Annotated in this window: 13 protein-coding genes, 2 tRNA genes and 1 pseudogene; 11 read left to right on the forward strand and 5 right to left on the reverse strand. The window is 70.0% G+C overall.

Annotated features, from left to right (window positions below; genetic code table 11):
- Window positions 1–81 precede the first annotated feature (81 nt).
- The 6 genes from ABT186_RS33695 (at window position 82) to ABT186_RS33720 (ending at window position 5,784) form a co-directional block, all read left to right on the forward strand.
- Window positions 82–1,350 carry an ROK family transcriptional regulator gene (locus tag ABT186_RS33695; RefSeq protein WP_351928317.1) on the forward strand — a complete coding sequence of 423 codons (1,269 nt, stop codon included), beginning with the start codon at window positions 82–84 and terminating at the stop codon, window positions 1,348–1,350.
- A 218-nt stretch (window positions 1,351–1,568) separates the two neighbouring features.
- Window positions 1,569–2,276: a hypothetical protein gene (locus ABT186_RS33700; protein ID WP_351226993.1), complete on the forward strand. Its 708-nt coding sequence runs from the start codon at window positions 1,569–1,571 to the stop codon at window positions 2,274–2,276.
- Between the two features lie 124 nt (window positions 2,277–2,400).
- Window positions 2,401–3,180, forward strand: coding sequence for an HAD-IIA family hydrolase (locus ABT186_RS33705; RefSeq protein ID WP_351226995.1), 780 nt, complete (start codon window positions 2,401–2,403; stop codon window positions 3,178–3,180).
- A gap of 147 nt (window positions 3,181–3,327) precedes the next feature.
- Window positions 3,328–3,942, forward strand: coding sequence for a hypothetical protein (locus ABT186_RS33710; RefSeq protein WP_351226997.1), 615 nt, complete (start codon window positions 3,328–3,330; stop codon window positions 3,940–3,942).
- A gap of 39 nt (window positions 3,943–3,981) precedes the next feature.
- Complete coding sequence (locus tag ABT186_RS33715; RefSeq protein ID WP_502973401.1) at window positions 3,982–4,611, forward strand: class F sortase; 630 nt, start codon at window positions 3,982–3,984, stop codon at window positions 4,609–4,611.
- 153 nt (window positions 4,612–4,764) lie between these two features.
- Window positions 4,765–5,784: a glycoside hydrolase family 6 protein gene (locus tag ABT186_RS33720; RefSeq protein WP_351227001.1), complete on the forward strand. Its 1,020-nt coding sequence runs from the start codon at window positions 4,765–4,767 to the stop codon at window positions 5,782–5,784.
- 61 nt (window positions 5,785–5,845) lie between these two features.
- Here ABT186_RS33720 and glxA read toward each other — a convergent pair whose 3' ends face one another.
- The 3 genes from glxA to ABT186_RS33735 form a co-directional block, all read right to left on the reverse strand.
- Window positions 5,846–7,780, reverse strand: a complete 1,935-nt coding sequence (glxA, locus tag ABT186_RS33725) for a radical copper oxidase GlxA (RefSeq protein WP_351928321.1) — start codon at window positions 7,778–7,780, stop codon at window positions 5,846–5,848.
- A complete protein-coding gene (locus ABT186_RS33730) occupies window positions 7,777–9,720 on the reverse strand; it encodes a glycosyltransferase family 2 protein (RefSeq protein ID WP_351227005.1) in 1,944 nt (647 codons plus the stop codon). The genes glxA and ABT186_RS33730 overlap by 4 nt, the downstream gene beginning before the upstream one ends.
- 547 nt (window positions 9,721–10,267) lie before the next feature.
- Window positions 10,268–10,341, reverse strand: a tRNA-Lys gene (locus ABT186_RS33735).
- A gap of 221 nt (window positions 10,342–10,562) precedes the next feature.
- On the opposite strand from ABT186_RS33735, the gene ABT186_RS33740 reads away from it, so the two are divergent.
- The 5 genes and pseudogenes from ABT186_RS33740 (at window position 10,563) to ABT186_RS33760 (ending at window position 15,928) form a co-directional block, all read left to right on the forward strand.
- Window positions 10,563–11,933 carry a peptidoglycan-binding protein gene (locus ABT186_RS33740; protein WP_351227007.1) on the forward strand — a complete coding sequence of 457 codons (1,371 nt, stop codon included), beginning with the start codon at window positions 10,563–10,565 and terminating at the stop codon, window positions 11,931–11,933.
- A 25-nt stretch (window positions 11,934–11,958) separates the two neighbouring features.
- The gene (locus tag ABT186_RS33745; RefSeq protein ID WP_351227009.1) at window positions 11,959–13,098 is read left to right on the forward strand and encodes an SPFH domain-containing protein; all 1,140 of its coding nucleotides are present in this window, start codon (window positions 11,959–11,961) and stop codon (window positions 13,096–13,098) included.
- 117 nt (window positions 13,099–13,215) lie between these two features.
- Window positions 13,216–13,875: a lytic polysaccharide monooxygenase auxiliary activity family 9 protein gene (locus tag ABT186_RS33750; RefSeq protein WP_351928323.1), complete on the forward strand. Its 660-nt coding sequence runs from the start codon at window positions 13,216–13,218 to the stop codon at window positions 13,873–13,875.
- A 163-nt stretch (window positions 13,876–14,038) separates the two neighbouring features.
- Window positions 14,039–14,503, forward strand: a complete 465-nt coding sequence (locus tag ABT186_RS33755) for a DUF3592 domain-containing protein (protein WP_351928325.1) — start codon at window positions 14,039–14,041, stop codon at window positions 14,501–14,503.
- 77 nt (window positions 14,504–14,580) lie between these two features.
- Window positions 14,581–15,928: pseudogene (locus tag ABT186_RS33760) on the forward strand (AMP-binding protein).
- Here the strand turns inward: ABT186_RS33760 and ABT186_RS33765 are convergent.
- Window positions 15,894–15,967: transfer RNA gene (locus ABT186_RS33765), tRNA-Lys, on the reverse strand. The pseudogene ABT186_RS33760 and the gene ABT186_RS33765 overlap by 35 nt on opposite strands.
- 78 nt (window positions 15,968–16,045) lie before the next feature.
- Complete coding sequence (locus tag ABT186_RS33770; RefSeq protein ID WP_351928327.1) at window positions 16,046–16,804, reverse strand: IclR family transcriptional regulator; 759 nt, start codon at window positions 16,802–16,804, stop codon at window positions 16,046–16,048.
- Window positions 16,805–16,846 lie beyond the last annotated feature (42 nt).

Here is a 16,846-nt window from a genome sequence, read left to right on the forward strand (position 1 = left end):
CTGGGGCCGCGATCGGGATCGGGATCGGGAGCAGGATCGGGATCGGGTTCCGGTGGAGGTCGGCGTGGGGTCGGGGGGACCGTGGCGAGTGGAGTGAACCTGCTGGCGCTGCGCAGCCACAACGCGGCGCTCGTGCTGGATCTGCTGCGTACGGCGGGGGAGTCCGGGATCAGCCGCCTGGAACTGGCGGAGCGGACCGGGCTGACCCCGCAGGCCGTCAGCAAGATCACGGCCCGGCTGCGCGCGGACGGCCTCGCGGAGGAAGCGGGCCACCGCGCCTCCACCGGCGGCAAACCGCGGACGGTGCTGCGGCTGGTGCCCGGCGCCGGGTATGCGGTCGGGCTGCATCTGGACCGGGACGAGCTGCGGGCCGTGCTGTGCGACCTCACGGGCACGGTGGTCATGGAACGGCGAGCCCCGCTGGACCTGGGCGCAGGCTCGGAGGCCGTGGTGGAGGGGGCGGCCCGGGAGGTGGAGCGACTGCTGCGCGCCGGGGTGGAGGCCGGGACGGCGGCCACCGGTGCTCCCGCGGTGTCCGGTGACCCTGAGGTGTCCGGTGACCGTGCCGCGACCGGCGACCTTGCGGCCTCCGCCTCCGCGGCAGATTCCGTACTCGCATCCGTGCCCGTACCCGTGCCCGTGCCCGTGCCCGTGCCCGTGCCCGTGCCCGTGCCCGTGCCCGTGCTCGGCGTCGGAGTCGCCCTCCCCGGTCCCCTCGATCATCTGCACGGTGTGCTGCACCGCGTCACCGGGTTCCCCGAGTGGGACGGGTTTCCGTTGCGGGACGCGCTGGCCCGGCGGCTCGGGGTGCCCGTGGTGGTCGACAAGGACACGAACGCCGCCGCGCTCGGGCTCGCCCTGGGCGGGGCGGTCGAGGACGGCTACGGGTCCTTCGCCTATCTGCACCTCGGGACCGGGCTCGGCGCCGGGCTGGTGATCGGAGGGAACGTGCACCGGGGGGCGCGGACCGGGGCCGGGGAGTTCGGGCACCAGGTGATCCAGCTCGACGGGCCGCCGTGCGGGTGCGGCAACCGGGGGTGTGTCGAGGCGCTGTGCCTGGCCGCCGTGGCGCGCGACGACGTGGCCGAGGCGGCGCGCGTCCTCGGCACGGGCGCCGCGAACCTGGCCGGGCTCCTCGACATCGACCTGGTGCTGCTGGGCGGCCGTACCGTCGCTGCGCACCCGGAGTCCTTCCTACGAGGAGTGGGCGCCGTCCTCGACGCACGGGCCCGGCGCGAGGGCTCGACCGCGGGCATTCCGGTGCGGATCGCCTCCGGTGGGGCGCGCGGGGTCGCGGAGGGCGCGGCGCAGCTACTGCTCGCGCCGTTGTTCGGGCGGGCCGAAGGATGACTCTGCCCGTACGGCCACTGCGCTGATCGAGGGAATTGGACCGCCGACTGCGGCTCCCAAGGCGTGGCGAGGCCGGGGAGCCACCCCCCATGGCCGGTCATATTTTCATGCGACTGTCTCGACCCTCTCGACCCTCTCGACCCTCTCGACCTTCTGGATCTTCTGGATCTTCTGGACCTTCTCGACCTTCTCGACCGTCCCGCCTGTCTCGACTGTCCGTGCCCCTGCTGGCGCTCCTGTCCCGAGTGGCCCTGGCCCTGCCCTTCGCCCTCGCCGCCAACGTCTTCCTCCCGCAGATCCCTGCCGCCGCGCTCCCCGCCGACCGGCAGCCCGCCTGCGCCTCCCAGGGCCACGACTTCCCCCTCACCACCCGCATCCATGGCGGCCCCGACCGGTACGAGGCCGGCGGCGCCCACTACACCTGGTTCATCGACCTCAAGAACACGACCGCCCACCCCTGCGGCAACATCCACCCGGTGGTCGTCCTGGTCGATGCCAAACGAGTGCTGACGGACACTCAGCCCAAGCTGCAGTTCCTCGACGGCGGCCGACTGCACCCGGTCACCTTTGCGCGCACCGACGAGAAGGAACTGGTCGGCGCCTTCGACGACGGCTTCCCCGGCTTCACGGTGCCTCCGGGGCAGACGGTCACCGTGAAGGTGCGGCTCGGGCTCACCGCCGACGCCCGGCCGAACGACGTCGTGGCGAACGCCGCGATCGTGCAGCGGCACGGGGGCGACGGGGACTGGGTCGGACAGTCGAACGACTACCGATTCCGCATCGAGGAGCCGGCGGGCGAGGAACTGGCCAACACCGGGGAACAGACGTCGTGGGGCCTCGACGCGGCGATCGGCGTACTGCTCCTGGCTGTGGGCGGCCTCCTCGTCGCGGGATCGCCCCTCGTGCTGCGCCGCAGACGCCGCTGAGGGGTGCGCGCCAAACCCCGATCCCGGCGGGATCAAGGCCGACTGCTCCTGATTACGCTGGGGCCTGGGCGTACCGTCGTCGCGGCGTCCCCGGTTCCCCCTTGCGTACGGCAGGAGATCGCACATGGCAGAGCGCAAGCCCATCGAGTCATGGCTCACCGACATGGACGGTGTGCTCATTCACGAGGGCGTCCCGATCCCCGGTGCCGACGCGTTCCTCAAGAAGCTGCGCGAGTCCGGCAAGCCCTTCCTGGTGCTGACCAACAACTCGATCTACACCCCGCGCGATCTGCACGCCCGGCTGCGCCGCATGGGTCTCGACGTGCCGGTGGAGAGCATCTGGACCTCGGCGCTGGCCACCGCCCAGTTCCTGGACGACCAGCGCCCCGGCGGCACGGCGTACGTCATCGGCGAGGCCGGCCTGACCACCGCGCTCCACGACATCGGCTACATCCTGACCGACCACGAGCCGGACTACGTCGTCCTCGGCGAGACCCGCACCTACTCCTTCGAGGCCATGACCAAGGCGGTCCGGCTGATCAAGGGCGGGGCTCGCTTCATCTGCACCAACCCCGACGAGACGGGCCCGTCCCTCGAGGGCCCGCTGCCCGCCACCGGTGCCGTCGCCGCCCTGATCACCAAGGCGACCGGCAAGAAGCCGTACTTCGCGGGCAAGCCGAACCCGCTGATGATGCGGACCGGGCTGAACACCATCGGGGCGCACTCCGAGACCAGCGCGATGATCGGCGACCGGATGGACACCGACGTCCTCGCCGGCATGGAGGCCGGGATGCAGACCTTCCTGGTGCTCACCGGTCTCACCGTGCCCGACGACATCGAGAGGTACCCGTACCGCCCCTCCCACGTCGTGAACTCGATCGCGGACGTCATCGACCTCGTCTGACCCCCGGGCCCGGCGGCGGGGTACGAACACGGTCGGATCCGGGGCCGTACGGCGCAGGATCCGACCCTCGTACGGAGTAGTCGAGGGTCCCGTCCGGATGCGCCGGAGTGCCCGGAGGGAGAGTCTCCTGGTATCGGGAGGTTCACGATGGGTTCACTACGGCTCACTCTCTGTGCGGGGGCCGTCGTCGCCGCCCTCGCGCCCACGGCGTACGCGGCGGACGCTCAGGGCGTCTTCCTGACCCCGGCGTCCCCCGCGCCGGGCAGCGACGTCCGGCTGTCCGTGCGGGGCTGCCCCGGCACGACCGGCACCGCGGTCTCGGACGCCTTCGTCGCGGACGCGCGGCTCGTCGGCAAGGACGGCATGCTCACCGGCGACACCCGGGTCCGCACCGCGCTGCAGCCGGGCAGGTACTCCGTCACGGTCGGCTGCGACGGACGCGAGGTCAAGGATGTGCTCACCGTCGCCGGGCCGACGGCGTCCGCGTCCTCCGCGTCCTCCGCGCCCTCCGCAAAGTCCGCCCCGACCGGCACGACCGGCCCGGCGTCCCCCGGTGTCACACACTCGCCGTCCGTCCCCTCCTCGCCGGTCGCGCCGGTGCCCGCGGGCGGCGGCGGTACCGCGCACGTCTCGTCCGCCGATGTCCGCAACGCCGGGCCCGGCACCCGGCAGGCGGTCATCGGGCTCGTTCTCGCGGGCGTCGCCGCCGTCGCGGTGCTCGCCCTCGCCCGGGGCGCCCGCCGGGGCGGCCAGTCGGAGTGAACTGTGTACGAACATGAACGTTCCTCCGCCACCGGGCGGATGCTGATGGGTGTCGCCTGGGTGGTGCTGCTCCTCGGGCTGTGGCTGTGGGGCCGCGCGGTGACCGACGTACGGCAGGGCATCTCCGCGCCGACGACCGGGGACATGGCCGCCGTCGGCCGGCCCCCGGACACCGAACTGCCGCCCGCGGCCCAGCCGTTGAGGCAGGCCGTGCCGCTGCGCATCGACATCCCCGACCTGGGGGTGCAGGCGCCCGTCGTGCCGCGCGGACTGGACCGGCAGGGCGCGATCGACCCGCCGCCCTTCGACCAGCCGGGCGTGGTCGGCTGGTACGCGGCCGGGGTGAAGCCCGGTGCGGTGGGGGCGGCCCTGTTCGTCGGGCATGTCGACACCGAGACCAAGCCCGCCGTCTTCTACCGGCTCGCCGGCTTGCGGCCGGGCGCCGCGGTGCGGGTGGTCCGCGGTGACGGCCGGGTCGCCGAGTTCGCCGTCGAGGACGTCAAGATCCTCGACCGCGACCACTTCGACGCCCAGGAGGCGTACGGGCCACGGCAGCCGGGCCGGGCCGAGCTGCGGCTGGTCACCTGCGGCGGCACGTTCGACCGGGCGAGCCGCACCTACTCGGCGAACGTGGTCGTGTCCGCGTACCTGACGGGCAGCGGACACTGACCACCGGGTGGCCGGGGTGTTCGCCACGGGACGCATTTGGGCTGTAACAGCTCTCCGACAAGGTTCGGGTGATCTCGTGGGGACCACGACAGGTATGTCACGATCGGTGCGTAAGGCGCTACACCCAAGGCGGTACACCCAAAGGGGAGTTGGATGTACAGGACGAGGGGTGCGGGGGCAACACGCGCCACCATGGCTGCGGTGGGGGCCGCCCTGCTGCTGGCCGGGTGTTCCTCCTCCGGGGGCGGGGACGAGAAGGACGGCTCGGGCGGGCGGATCACCCAGCAGCCCAAGGCCTCGGACCCGTTCTGGGTCAACCCGGACGGGAACGCGGCGCGGCAGGTCACCGCGTACGAGAAGGCCGGGAGGGCGGACCGGGCGGACCGGATCAGAAAGATCGCCGAGCAGCCGACGGGGGAGTGGATCGGGCCGGAGAACCCCGAGCCGGAGGCGCAGGGGTTCACCGAGGCCGCGGACAAGGCGGACCGGACGGCGATCCTGGTCCTCTACAACATCCCGCACCGCGACTGCGGGCAGTTCTCGCAGGGCGGCGCGGCGGACGGCAACGCGTACCGTGCATGGATCGACGGCGTGGCCCGGGGAATCGGGGACCGGCACGCGACGGTGATCCTGGAGCCGGACGCCGTACTGCACATGGTGGACGGATGCACTCCGAACCAGTTCCACGAGGAGCGGTACGACCTGCTCAGGGGTGCGATCGCCAAGCTCAAGGCGTTGAAGAACACGAAGGTGTACCTGGACGCGGGCAACCCGGGCTGGCAGCACCCCGACCAGATCTACCAGCCGCTCCAGCAGGCCGGCATCGACGGGGCGGACGGCTTCGCGGTGAACGTCTCCAACTTCTACTCGACCCAGGACTCGATCGCGTACGGCAAACAGCTGTCGGCGAAGATCGGCGGCAAGCACTTCGTGATCGACACCAGCCGCAACGGCAACGGGCCCTACACGAGCGGCGACCCGCAGCAGCGCTGGTGCAATCCGCCGGGCCGGGCACTGGGCGAGGCCCCGACGACGAACACGGCGGACCCGCTGGTGGACGCGTATCTGTGGGTGAAGCGCCCGGGGGAGTCGGACGGCACATGCAAGGGCGGGCCGAAGGCGGGGGACTGGTGGCCGGACTATGCCCTCAAGCTCGCCGAGGCCGGCACATAGCCTTCCGTACATGGCCCGGGGTCGCCCTCCGCCGTGGAGGGCGACCCCAGGTGCCTTGAAGCTACGGAACCTTGATCCACTGGGCTTGGCTCGGCGTCCCCTGGTCGTCGTCGACGAACAGCATGTACCAGCCCGACTGCACAAGATTCCGGTTCTTCGGGACCGTCACCGTGATCCTGTCCCCCGATGTCCTGAAGTCCAGCGCGATCGACCGCTGGTCCACGTCCGTCACGTGCGTGGACGCGCTCGGCCGGATCAGCCGTACCTTCTTGATCGCCGACGCGTGCTGCGATGTGAACGTGCCCGACGCACCTCGCCCGATGGTCCCCGGTCCGCCCGACAAGGCGGGCCGCGAGTCCCGGTACAGATACGGCGGTGTGTAGATCTCGATGCGCTGTTCGAAGACACCGGGCTTGGTGTTGGCCTTGTCCGCGAAGAGCGGGTTGGAGCCGAAGAACATCACGCGGCCGTCGGGCAGCAGAAGCGACCCGGAGTGGTAGTCACGCCCCACCAGCGGGTCGGCGACCTGCTGGAAGGTGTTGGTGTCCGGGTGGTAGATGCGCGCCTGCCTGATGTCGGACTCACCGCGACCGCGGTAGTCCTCCGAGCCGCCCGAGACCAGCACCGTGTCGTCGGGGAGGATCGAGGACTGCGGGTAGCGCGTGCCCTTCTCCAGCGTCGGCCCGTCCGTGAAGCGCGGGTGGTCCGCCTTCAGGTCGACCAGCCGCGTCCTGTTGGTGGCCAGCTTGGACTCACCGACACCGCCGCCGCCGATGACGAGGTACTTCTCGTCCTGGGCCGGGGGCAGCAGCACGGTTCCGGACGTCTCCATCATGTTCGGGTCGCTGAGCCCGGGCACCTTGGTGAACGTGTCGGTGTCCACGTCCCAGACGCCGGGGTCACGGCCCACGTTGTCCGGTCCGTACCCCGCGTTCGAACCCGAGTAGAAGATCTTGCCGTTCTGCATCAGAAACAGCGCCGGATAGGTCGGGAACTGGCGGATCTTCTTTGTATACGTCCAGGTCCTGGACTGCGGGTCGAAGATCTCGTTCTTGCCCGGGACCAGCTGCCCGATGTCGTCGAGCCCGGAGACACTGAGGATCCTGCCGTCGCTCAGGGTGGTGAGCGTCGGGTACCAGCGGGCCTCGTTCATCGGGTCGACCTTGATGTACTTCTCGGCGACCGGATCGAACTCGTAGGAGTCCCGGATTCCCTGGAAGTCCCGCTTGTCGAGGCCGAGTTTGTTGGCGATGCCGTACGTGTTGCGTGCGTCGGCACCCGTGAGGCCCTGCACCCGGTAGTTGTCCTCGGTGCCGGTCTCGTACTTCTGGCCGCTCTGCTGTGCCTCCACGTAGATCCGGCCGATACCGGGGTCGTTGCGCAGCCACTTGCCGGTCTTGTCGAAGACCTTCTTCGCGCGCGGGACCAGGACGGGGTCCTTGGACACGAAGCTCTTCTCGTTCGCCCTGCCGGTGAACTTCGTGCCGGCGGGCAGTGTGATCGGCTTGTCCGGGTTCTCGTTGTGGACGATCATCAGGCCGCCGGCCTTGGTGACGTCCCCCTTCAGCTTCTCGTACCGCTTGGTGCCGCCCGCGATCAGGATGTTGCCGTTGGCGAGCTGGGTGTGGCCCGTGCAGAACAGGTCGTTCGGCGTGGGCACCTTCTTGATGGTGCCCTTGACCGGATCCCAGATCCGGCTGTCGAACTGCTTCTTGTCGAAGTTGTCCTGATTGTTGCCCGAGCCCGCGATGAGCAGCACTTTCCCGGTGTGCAGCAGCACCGCGTGGATGGTGTCCTGTCGGTACTCCTTGGGGAACTCGACGATCTGCCAGTGCCCGTTCTTCGCTTTGTACTCGGGCTTGTTGATCGTGTAGTCGTGGTACCTCTCCGTCCCGAAGCGGTAGAGCCACGGGCCGTTCATTCCGGCCAGCGCGATGACCACCGCCGTGCCGATCGCGAACCGACGAGCGCGACGGAGGCCGGCCTGGTCTTTCATTTCTTGTGTCCCCCAAGGGCGATCTGCATCGTCTGGTCATTGCTCTCGTCGCCGTTCCAGGTGGGCGGCTGCCCCGGCGTGTGCGCACCGGCGGCCTGGTGCGGTACCACCGGCGCGTCCTGTGGCTCGTCCGCAGCGGCAGGCTGCTTCTTTTCCCTGCGCAGGGTCCAGCGCCACACGAAGAGGGGCGAGGCCGTGATCAGCAGGGCGAGAGAGGCCCAGGTGATCATCGCGGGATGGTGGTGGCCGAGGAGGAAGCCGGCGACGATCGAGCCGCCGAAGACCAGGATGAAGAACAGATGGATCCGGAAGGTCCCGAAGAACGTGTCGGGACTCGTCGAATCGCCCTTGGGAGTCACCACGAACGTGCTCTTGCGGCGCAGCAAGGCGTCCATGAGCGAGCGGGCGTAGACCGGCGCGGACAGCGCCGACATCACCATGCCGGCCACACCGCCGGAGCCCTCCGGCTCGTGCGGCGAGACGTTGTGCCGGCGGTTCCAGATGTACAGGCCGATCTGCAGCGCCGACGCGTTGCCGTACAGCATCAGCCAGACCGTCGGGTCGATGTTCACACCCGAGGCGCCCAGACCCAGGAACAGCGCGCAACTCAGCGCCGCCAGGATCCAGTTGAGGGCAGACATCGGGTAGAAGATGATCATCATCGTGTAGTTGAAGAGCCTGCCCGGCGGCAGTGAGAAGAAGCCCTTCCAGTACTGCTTGAGGATCGTCTCGTACGTGCCGCGCGACCAGCGCAGTTGCTGGGTGAAGAAGTCCGTCCAGGCGCCGGGTCCCTCGCCGACCGCGAGTACGTCCGGGGTGTAGACCGACTTCCACTTCTTCCCGGTGGCCGGGTTCTTGTGGCGGTGCATCTCGAAGCCGGTCGCCATGTCCTCGGTGATCGAGTCGTACAGACCGCCGATCTGCTTGAGCGCCTTGATGCGTACGGCGTTGGAGGTGCCGACGAACATGGGGGCGCCGTAGCGGTTGCCGGCCCGCTGGATCAGCGCGTGGAAGAGGAACTGCTGCGACTCGGCGGCCTTGGTGACGAAGGTGTCGTAGTTGCCGTAGACCTGCGGGCCGATGACGAAGCCGACGTCCGGGTCGCGGAAGAAGCCCAGCATCCGCTCCAGGTAGTTGGGCAATGGCACATGGTCGGTGTCGACCGAGGCGAAGTAGTCGTAGTCGTCGCCGTGCGCCTCCAGCCAGGCGTTGTAGTTGCCGTGCTTGGTCCTGGCGCGGTGCGGGCCCTTGGGCCGGTTCCACTTGGCGACGCCCTTGCGGGTGAAGTGGTGCACGCCCAGGCGTTCGCAGACCGCCTTCACCTCCGGGTCGTCGCCCTCGTCGAGGAGCCAGACGTGCAGGAGACCCCGGTGGCGCAGCCGTACGGCCGCCTCCAGGGTCTTCGTCACCATCGACAGCGGTTCCTTGCCGGGGACGTATGTGGTGATGAAGGCGACTCTCGTGCCGGTCTCGGGCACGACCGGGATCGGGTCGCGGGCGACCAGCGTCGCGTGCGCGTTCGACAGCACGTTCATGCAGCGGAAGAACTCGATCAGACCGATCGAGACGAGCATCACGACGTCGAGCGCCGGCAGGAAGTCGTAGGCGGGATAGTCGCGTTCGGTCCAGTGCTCGGGCTGCAGCAGCCAGCCGAGCAGGATCAGCGAGAGCAACGGCGCCGCGCCCAGCATGAGGGCGGCGCGGATGCGGTGCGGTTCCTGGGAGAGCAGTGAGCGGTAGCGCACCTTGTACGGCTTGGTCGGATCCGGCTGGGTGAGGGGTCCCGCCAGCCGGCTGTAGTGCTCGTAGTCGTATCTGGGCAGCGTCTTCTTGATCCGGCGGATGGTGCCGGTGTGGCCGGTCCGGTGTGACGGCACCCTGAGCTGGGTCGTCTGTGACGGATCGAAGTCCTGCCGGGCGCCGGTCGGCGTCGACGTCATGAGTCATCCCCCCGCACGCATGCATGCGTGTGTTCGTCGGTCCTCTCGCCGCGCTTGGTCCCCCTCGACCATCACGGACGAATCGGTGTCAGGTCGGCTCTGCCACGTCACTCGCACCAAATCGACACAGAACACGACCTTCCGGTTGCATGAATGCCCCCCTCGGCATCCGTTCAGACAGGGCCCCCGTCCCCGCGTGGTGCAAACCGGTCCTAGCCCCCAACTGCCGTGTATCGGCAGTCCCTTGAAGCCCAGGGTTATATGGCGTCCGGCATGATCGCAAGATGCGAAACGCGGTGTTTACCGGTCATACCCGCTCATTGATACGCTTGTTGGAGCCTTCTGGGGCGGTTGGGGCCACTCGTGCGCGGATGTTGAGGAAGCGCTCCCGCCCGGCCTGTTCCGCTCGTACGGAATCCCGGACCGCGCCGCGTCGAGAGTCTCCGGGTGCTGCCGGTGGCCGGCAGAGGATGGCGTGAAAGTACGGAGGGCGGCTGCGGACGGATACAGAAAGGCCCCTCGCCATGGCGAGGGGCCTTTCCGGTCGTGCGCCGCCAGGGACTCGAACCCCGGACCCGCTGATTAAGAGTCAGCTGCTCTAACCAACTGAGCTAGCGGCGCCTGCTGACCTCGAGAACTCTACCCGACGCCGAGGGGTGCTCATGACCGCAGGCCCCGACGACGGCCTCCGCCCGGACGCTCCCGTACCCCCGAGGGGGCCTCCCGTGTACATCATTCGGGCCTTATTTATGTAATTCCGATGGGCAGGTGGGAAACTGACGGGCGTGCAGAAACTAGGGCAAATCATTACAGATGTGGACAGGGAGTATGAGGGGCGCCGCATGAAGACTCCGGTATTCGAGGAATTCGATCCCATGAGCGACTGCGACTGCCCCGGCTGCGTCCAAGGGCGCCGCGTCATCCCCTCCGGCTCCCGCTCCGGCGTGGTCGGCCGCGCGGCGGTCCGCAGGGCCTTGGTGCTGGCCGCCGCCGTGAGCACGGTGCTCGGGGTGGGCCAGACGGTGCCCGCCGTCGCGGCCGTCCATGCACAGCCCCGGCCGGGCGACCCCACAGGTGACGAGATCCCTCAGACCCCGCAGGGCCACACGGCGCCGCTGCACGGCCCCGGCGCGAGGCGGGCCCCGGCGGCCGCGCCGAAGACGACCCGCGCGGAGATCATCAGCCGGGCCAAGAAATGGGTCGCGGCCGAGGTTCCGTACAGCATGGACGACTACTGGTCGGACGGTTACCGACAGGACTGCTCCGGCTTCGTCTCGATGGCCTGGAACCTCGGCACCAACGAATGGACGGGCAGCCTCGACCAGTTCGGCGTCCGTATTTCCAAGGAGGATCTGCAGCCCGGCGACATCCTTCTCTTCCACAACCCCGACAACCCGGAGAAGGGATCGCACGTCGTCATCTTCGGCGGCTGGACGGACTACACGCACACCTCCTACATCGCCTACGAGGAGACCCCGCCGGCCGCCCGGCGGCAGGCCACCCCTTACGCGTACTGGAGCTATTCCGACCGCTATGTGCCGTACCGCTACAAGAGAGTGATCGAGAGCAAGAGCAAGGACAAGGTGGCCGAGAACAAGGGCAAGGTGGCCGAGAGCAAGGGCAAGGCCGTGCCGGTCCCGGCGAGCGGCGCGCCCGCCTCGCCGGCCGGCTATCCCGGCACCACCACATTCGGCCTGGGCGCCGACAACGCGTATGTCGCCCAGCTCGGCAAGCTCCTCGTCACACGCGGCGCGGCCCGCTTCTACGCCGCCGGCCCCGGGTCGCGCTGGTCCGGATCGGACCGGGAGGCGACCCGGGCGTTCCAGCGGGCGCAGGGCTGGGCCGGACCGGGGGCGGACGGACTGCCGGGCCCGACGACCTGGTCGTATCTGCTGCGCAAGCACGGCAAGGACATCCCCGGGGCCGAAGCCCGCGCCGGGACCGCGGGACCGCGGCGTGCCGCCGCGCCCGGGGTGCCCGGCTATCCGGGGCCAGGGGTGTTCCGGCCGGGGGCCGACGACCCGTACATCACTCTGCTGGGCCGACAGCTGATCAAGAAGGGGTTCGGCACGCACTACGCCAAGGGGCCCGGTCCGCGATGGAGCGAGGAGGACCGGCGGAACGTCGAGGCGTTCCAGCGCGCCCTGGGATGGCGCGGCCGGGCGGCCGACGGCCACCCGGGACCCGAGACGTGGCGACGGCTGTTCTCCTGAGCGGCGCCGAGGCAAGGAGGAACACATGAGTACGACGACATCGCCGACCCCGGAGTCCGAAGGGACCCCGGACGACACCCGGAACGGGCGGCTCATCCACAGTGAGTCGACCACTGATATCCCCGTCCACCTGCTGTTCCGTGAGGGCCCCGACGCGGCCGCCGTGCCGCCGGTACCGGCCGTCGTGGGGCGGCGGCTGGGCACCGGCGAGATTCCGCGGGTGGCCCGGCCCGACCCGTCGGCCCGGCAGGTGCCGGTCGTCGACCCCGAGCTGGTCGAACGGCCGGCCCGGGCGTTGCCCGGGGCGGTGGGCGTGCTGGCGGGTCTGTGCGGACTGGCCGGCCTGATGGCCGTTTCGTGGTGGGCCGGCGTCCTGCCGCCCCTCGCGATGCGCGTGTTGAAGCTTCCGGCGGGTGTGCGTGCGGGGCTCGGGGTCGCGCAGTGGGCCGCGTACGCCGGGGCGGGCGCGCTCGTCCTGTTCGGCTTCGGTGGGCTCACGCGCGGGCGCACGGGACGTGCCTGGGTGATGGGCCTGTTCGGCCGCTATCGCGGCACGGTCCGTCGCACCGGCCTGATGTGGGTCAACCCGCTGCTCGTGTGCCGCCGGGTCGATGTGCGGCTGCGGCACTGGCGCAGTGGGCCGTTGCCCGCCACCGACGCCAACGGGGTTGCGCTGCGCGTGGTCGTCCTGGTGACCTGGCGGGTCAAGGACACCGCGCGGGCCGTGTTCGGCGTCGACGACCACGAGGCATATCTGCGGGAGTGCGTCGAGTGTGCGCTCGTGCGGGTGCTGCCGCAGACGTCGGCCGAACTGCCGGCGGCCAAGGACGGGGTGAACCTGTCCGACCTCGAGGCGGTCGCCGAGACGCTGACCCGGTTGGTGGTGGCGGACACGGCGTCGGTCGGCCTGGAGGTGTTCTCGGTGCAGCCGTCGCAGATCGAGTACCACCCCGAGATCGCCGCACGGATGCAGCGCCGCCGGCTGGCCGCGCTCGACGCGGAGCACCGCGACACCGTGCTCACCTCGGTGGTCGACTCGGTCGAGGACACGGTGGCCCGGCTGACTCGGCGGGGCCTGGTCGAACTCGACGACTACGAGCGCAAGGCGCTGGTGCGGGATCTGACGGTGGCGTTCTGCGCGGGGCGTGCGGCCGACGGGGCGTGAAAGCGGCCTGATTGGTATGGACATGTTCAAGTCCCGGTCATAATCTGAGACTTGGTCTAGACCTGAACGCTGCGCGCACGGCTCAAGGAACTCCCCACATCCTCCAGGAGCGGCAGCATGCGCATCCGTACGACCAGGAAAGAGACCAGGAAAGCGACCGGGACGGCGACCAGGAAGGCGAAGTGGTACGCGGCCGTGGTCGGTCTCGCCACGGCCGGCACATTCGTGCTCTCCACGGGTACCGCCGACGCCCATGGCTACACCGACCAGCCCCTCAGCCGGCAGAAGATGTGCGCCGCGAACGGGGGCATCGTCACCGGCTGCGGTGACATCCAGTGGGAGCCGCAGAGTGTCGAGGGCCCGAAGGGCTTCCCGGCGGCCGGTCCAGGCGACGGCCGGATATGTTCCGCGAACCACACCAACTTCGGTGCCCTCGACCAGCCGAGGACCCCGTCGGGCACGGCCTGGCCGACGACCCGGGTGACCGGAGGGCAGAGCTACACCTTCCGCTGGCAGTTCACCGCCTCGCACGCCACGACCGACTTCAGGTACTACGTCACGAAGCCGGGGTGGAACCAGAACCACCCGCTGACCCGGGCGGACCTGAACACCACCCCGTTCCTGACGATTCCGTACAACGGTCAGCGCCCGCCGTCCACGCTCACCCACACCGGCACCCTGCCGACCGGGCTGAGCGGCCATCACCTCGTCCTCGGGGTGTGGACGATCGCGGACACGGGCAACGCGTTCTACTCGTGCGCGGACGTCACGTTCTGAGCCACGCACTGTCCCGGGTCCGTCCCGGGTCCGTCCTGGGTCCGTCCGAGGGCCGCTTTCTGAGCCTCCCTTGAGGAGCGCCGGCCTCCCGGGCGGGTACGTTCCACGCACGTCGGCATGACCATGACGGCGTGCGTGGAGTCGTACCGATCCCGGGGGAACCATGGACTTCTTCTTCTACGCGGTGCCGAGCCTGATGATCGCCGGCGTACTGGCCGGGGCGACCGCGGTGGTGCGCCGCTCGCTCCGGCTGCGCGGCAACTGGAACAGCGGTCTGACCGCGGAGGCGCGCTGCCTGCGCACGTACGCGACCACGAGTGCCGGAGACGAGAACTCCGTGCGGACGCGGCTGCACCACGTGTACGAGTTCACGACCCGTGAGGGCCGCACGGTCCGCTTCGAGGAGCCGAACGGCCCGGGGACGACGATCGAGGGCGACATCGTCACCGTCCACTACACGGCGGACCACCCCGAACGCGCCACCGCCCATGCCCCCGCTCCGGGGAGGGTTCTGGCGGAGGCGGTCGGCATCCTGGCGTTCCTCTCGGTGATCGCCGCCTTCTGCGTCTTCTTCATGGTGACGTACACGGAAGTCTTCGCGGACGGTTCGTTCGCGAGCCTGCCGTGACCGGGGGCGCCCGGCCCGTGGTCCGCTCCGAGACCTGCAGATCTGACGGTATGTCAATTAACGTGCGCGGCGGCTCCATGGAGTCCATGACGCGTACCGTCGCTCAGCTGGTGCGGGAGCGATGGGGTGACCACCGGCCGGGGCTGTGGTTCGAGGGACGGGTGCTCAGCGGGCACGAGATGGCCGCGGGGCCGCGGCCCGGGCGGCGCTGCTCGCCGATCTGCTGCCGGCGGGCGCCGAACCGCACCTCGGCGTGCTGCTCGACAACACCCCCGAGTATCCGCTGTGGCTGAGCGCGGCGGCCCTCGCGCGCGCGGCCGTCGCCGGGATCAACCCCACCCGGCGCGGACCGGAGCTGGTCCGCGACATCCTGCACACCGAGTGCCGGGTCCTGGCCACCGAGCGCGCCCACCTGCCCCTGCTCGACGGGCTCGACCAGCCGTGGGGGTCCCCCGCGGTGGGGGTCCCTCCCGCGCGAGCGAAGCCGAGCGTGGGGGAGCAGTCGAGCATCGAGGAGTGCGCCTGCTGGTGACCGACACCGACGCCTACGACGACCTCGTCGCCGCGTACGCGGGTGCCGAGCCGGACGCCCCGAAGGCCACCCCCGCCGACTGCCTCCTGCTCTACTTCACCTCCGGCTCCACCGGCGCCCCAAGGCCGCGATCTGCACCCAGGGGCGGCTCGCGGCGGCCGGCCGGTCGCTGGTCCGCCCCTTCGGGCTCGACGCCGACGACGTGCACTACATCTGCATGCCGATGTTCCACGCCAACGCGGTCATCGCCGACCGGGGCCCCGCGCTCACCTCGGACGCCGCGATCGCGCTCAGGCGGCGCTTTTCGGCCTCGGGGTTCCTGGACGACGTCCGGGCGTACGGGGCACGACCGGGACACCGACGGCTACTTCTACTTCGCGGGCCGCACCGACGACCGGCTCCGCGTCGACAGCGAGAACCCGGCCGCCGCGATGATCGAGAACATCCTCGCCCGGTACGGGGACGCCGGTGCCATAGCGGTGTACGCGGTACCGGATCCGGTGGCGGGGGACCAGGTGATGGCGGCGGTGACACTGAGGGACGGTGCCGGCTTCGATCCCGTGGCCTTCGGGGCCTTCCTCGCCGCTCAGTCGGACCTCGGGACGAAAATGGCACCCCGGTTCGTACGGATCATGGAGTACATGCCGGTCACCGCCACCAACAAGATCCACCGGGTGCGGCTGCGGCGGGAGGCCTTCCGGCGCCCGGATCCGGTGTGGTGGCGGCCACCGGGGGAGTACGACTACCGCCTGCTCTGTGTGGGTGGCGAAGCCCCCACAACGCGCGGCGAAGCTGCGCAGACACGACAATGGCGAGCTGGTTCGCGCTTTCTGCGAACACGGCTCGCCATTGTCATCGTGCGCCGCCAGGGACTCGAACCCCGGACCCGCTGATTAAGAGTCAGCTGCTCTAACCAACTGAGCTAGCGGCGCAGACTCTGTCGCGTTTCGCTCTCGCGTCCGGCGACATAAGAAATACTACCTGGTCCGGAGGGGTGCTTGTGACCACCCTCAGATCGCCAGGGACAGGAGCACCGGGGCCGCCCCCTTGTTCAGCCGGTCCGCCGCCTGGCGCAGTCGGTACGCGTGTTCCACGGGCAGGGACAGTGCCAGGCAGCCCACCGAGGAGCCCGCGGTGATCGGGACGGCCGCGCAGACCGTGCCCACCGCGTACTCCTGCAGGTCGAGCACCGGGACCGTGGGCGGATGGGCGGCGAGGCGGGAGAGCAGGACCTTCTCGCTGGTGATCGTCCGCGAGGTGAGCCGGGCCATCCTGTGGCGGGCGAGGTGGTCCCGGCGGCCGTTGAGGTCCAGCTGGCCGAGCAGGCTCTTGCCGACCGCGCTGGCGTGGGCCGAGGAGCGGAAGTCCACCCACTCGTGCACCGCAGGCGCCGCCAGGCTCTCGGCGCACTGGGTGACGTGCACCTCCCCGTCGATATAGCGGCTGATGTAGATCGCGGCGCCCACCGAGTCGCGCAGCTGGTCGAGGGTGTTCTGGAGCTTCTCGTGCAGCGCCTGCTCATGGCCGGCTGCGGCACCGAGCCGGCTGAGGGCGGCACCGGTGACGTAGGAGCCGTCGGTGGTCTGCTCGACGTACCCCTCCCTGCGCAGCATCCGCAGCAGCGAGGTCAGCCGCTGGGTGCCGAGGCCGGTCTGACGGGCGATTTCGGCGTCGGTGACGCCGGTGGCGCGGCGCGCCACCGTCTCGAGGACGCGCAGTGCGTCCTGGGCCGAGTGGTACGGGGCGGTCGGCTCATGGGTCAGCGCCACGGTCTCCCCCTGCGCTTTTTGGGCCATTCTCGGGACAGCTTG

It is taken from the genome of Streptomyces sp. NPDC001634 (assembly GCF_040298185.1).
Taxonomy (GTDB): domain Bacteria; phylum Actinomycetota; class Actinomycetes; order Streptomycetales; family Streptomycetaceae; genus Streptomyces.

What these genes read in the sequence shown, in the direction of transcription:
- ABT186_RS33705 (WP_351226995.1), top strand. Translation starts at nt 2,401, where the DNA reads ATGGCAGAGCGCAAGCCCATCGAGTCATGGCTCACCGACATGGACGGT.
- ABT186_RS33710 (WP_351226997.1), top strand. Translation starts at nt 3,328, where the DNA reads ATGGGTTCACTACGGCTCACTCTCTGTGCGGGGGCCGTCGTCGCCGCC.
- ABT186_RS33715 (WP_502973401.1), top strand. Translation starts at nt 3,982, where the DNA reads ATGCTGATGGGTGTCGCCTGGGTGGTGCTGCTCCTCGGGCTGTGGCTG.
- ABT186_RS33720 (WP_351227001.1), top strand. Translation starts at nt 4,765, where the DNA reads ATGTACAGGACGAGGGGTGCGGGGGCAACACGCGCCACCATGGCTGCG.
- glxA (WP_351928321.1), bottom strand. Translation starts at nt 7,780, where the DNA reads ATGAAAGACCAGGCCGGCCTCCGTCGCGCTCGTCGGTTCGCGATCGGC.
- ABT186_RS33730 (WP_351227005.1), bottom strand. Translation starts at nt 9,720, where the DNA reads ATGACGTCGACGCCGACCGGCGCCCGGCAGGACTTCGATCCGTCACAG.
- ABT186_RS33740 (WP_351227007.1), top strand. Translation starts at nt 10,563, where the DNA reads ATGAAGACTCCGGTATTCGAGGAATTCGATCCCATGAGCGACTGCGAC.
- ABT186_RS33745 (WP_351227009.1), top strand. Translation starts at nt 11,959, where the DNA reads ATGAGTACGACGACATCGCCGACCCCGGAGTCCGAAGGGACCCCGGAC.
- ABT186_RS33750 (WP_351928323.1), top strand. Translation starts at nt 13,216, where the DNA reads ATGCGCATCCGTACGACCAGGAAAGAGACCAGGAAAGCGACCGGGACG.
- ABT186_RS33755 (WP_351928325.1), top strand. Translation starts at nt 14,039, where the DNA reads ATGGACTTCTTCTTCTACGCGGTGCCGAGCCTGATGATCGCCGGCGTA.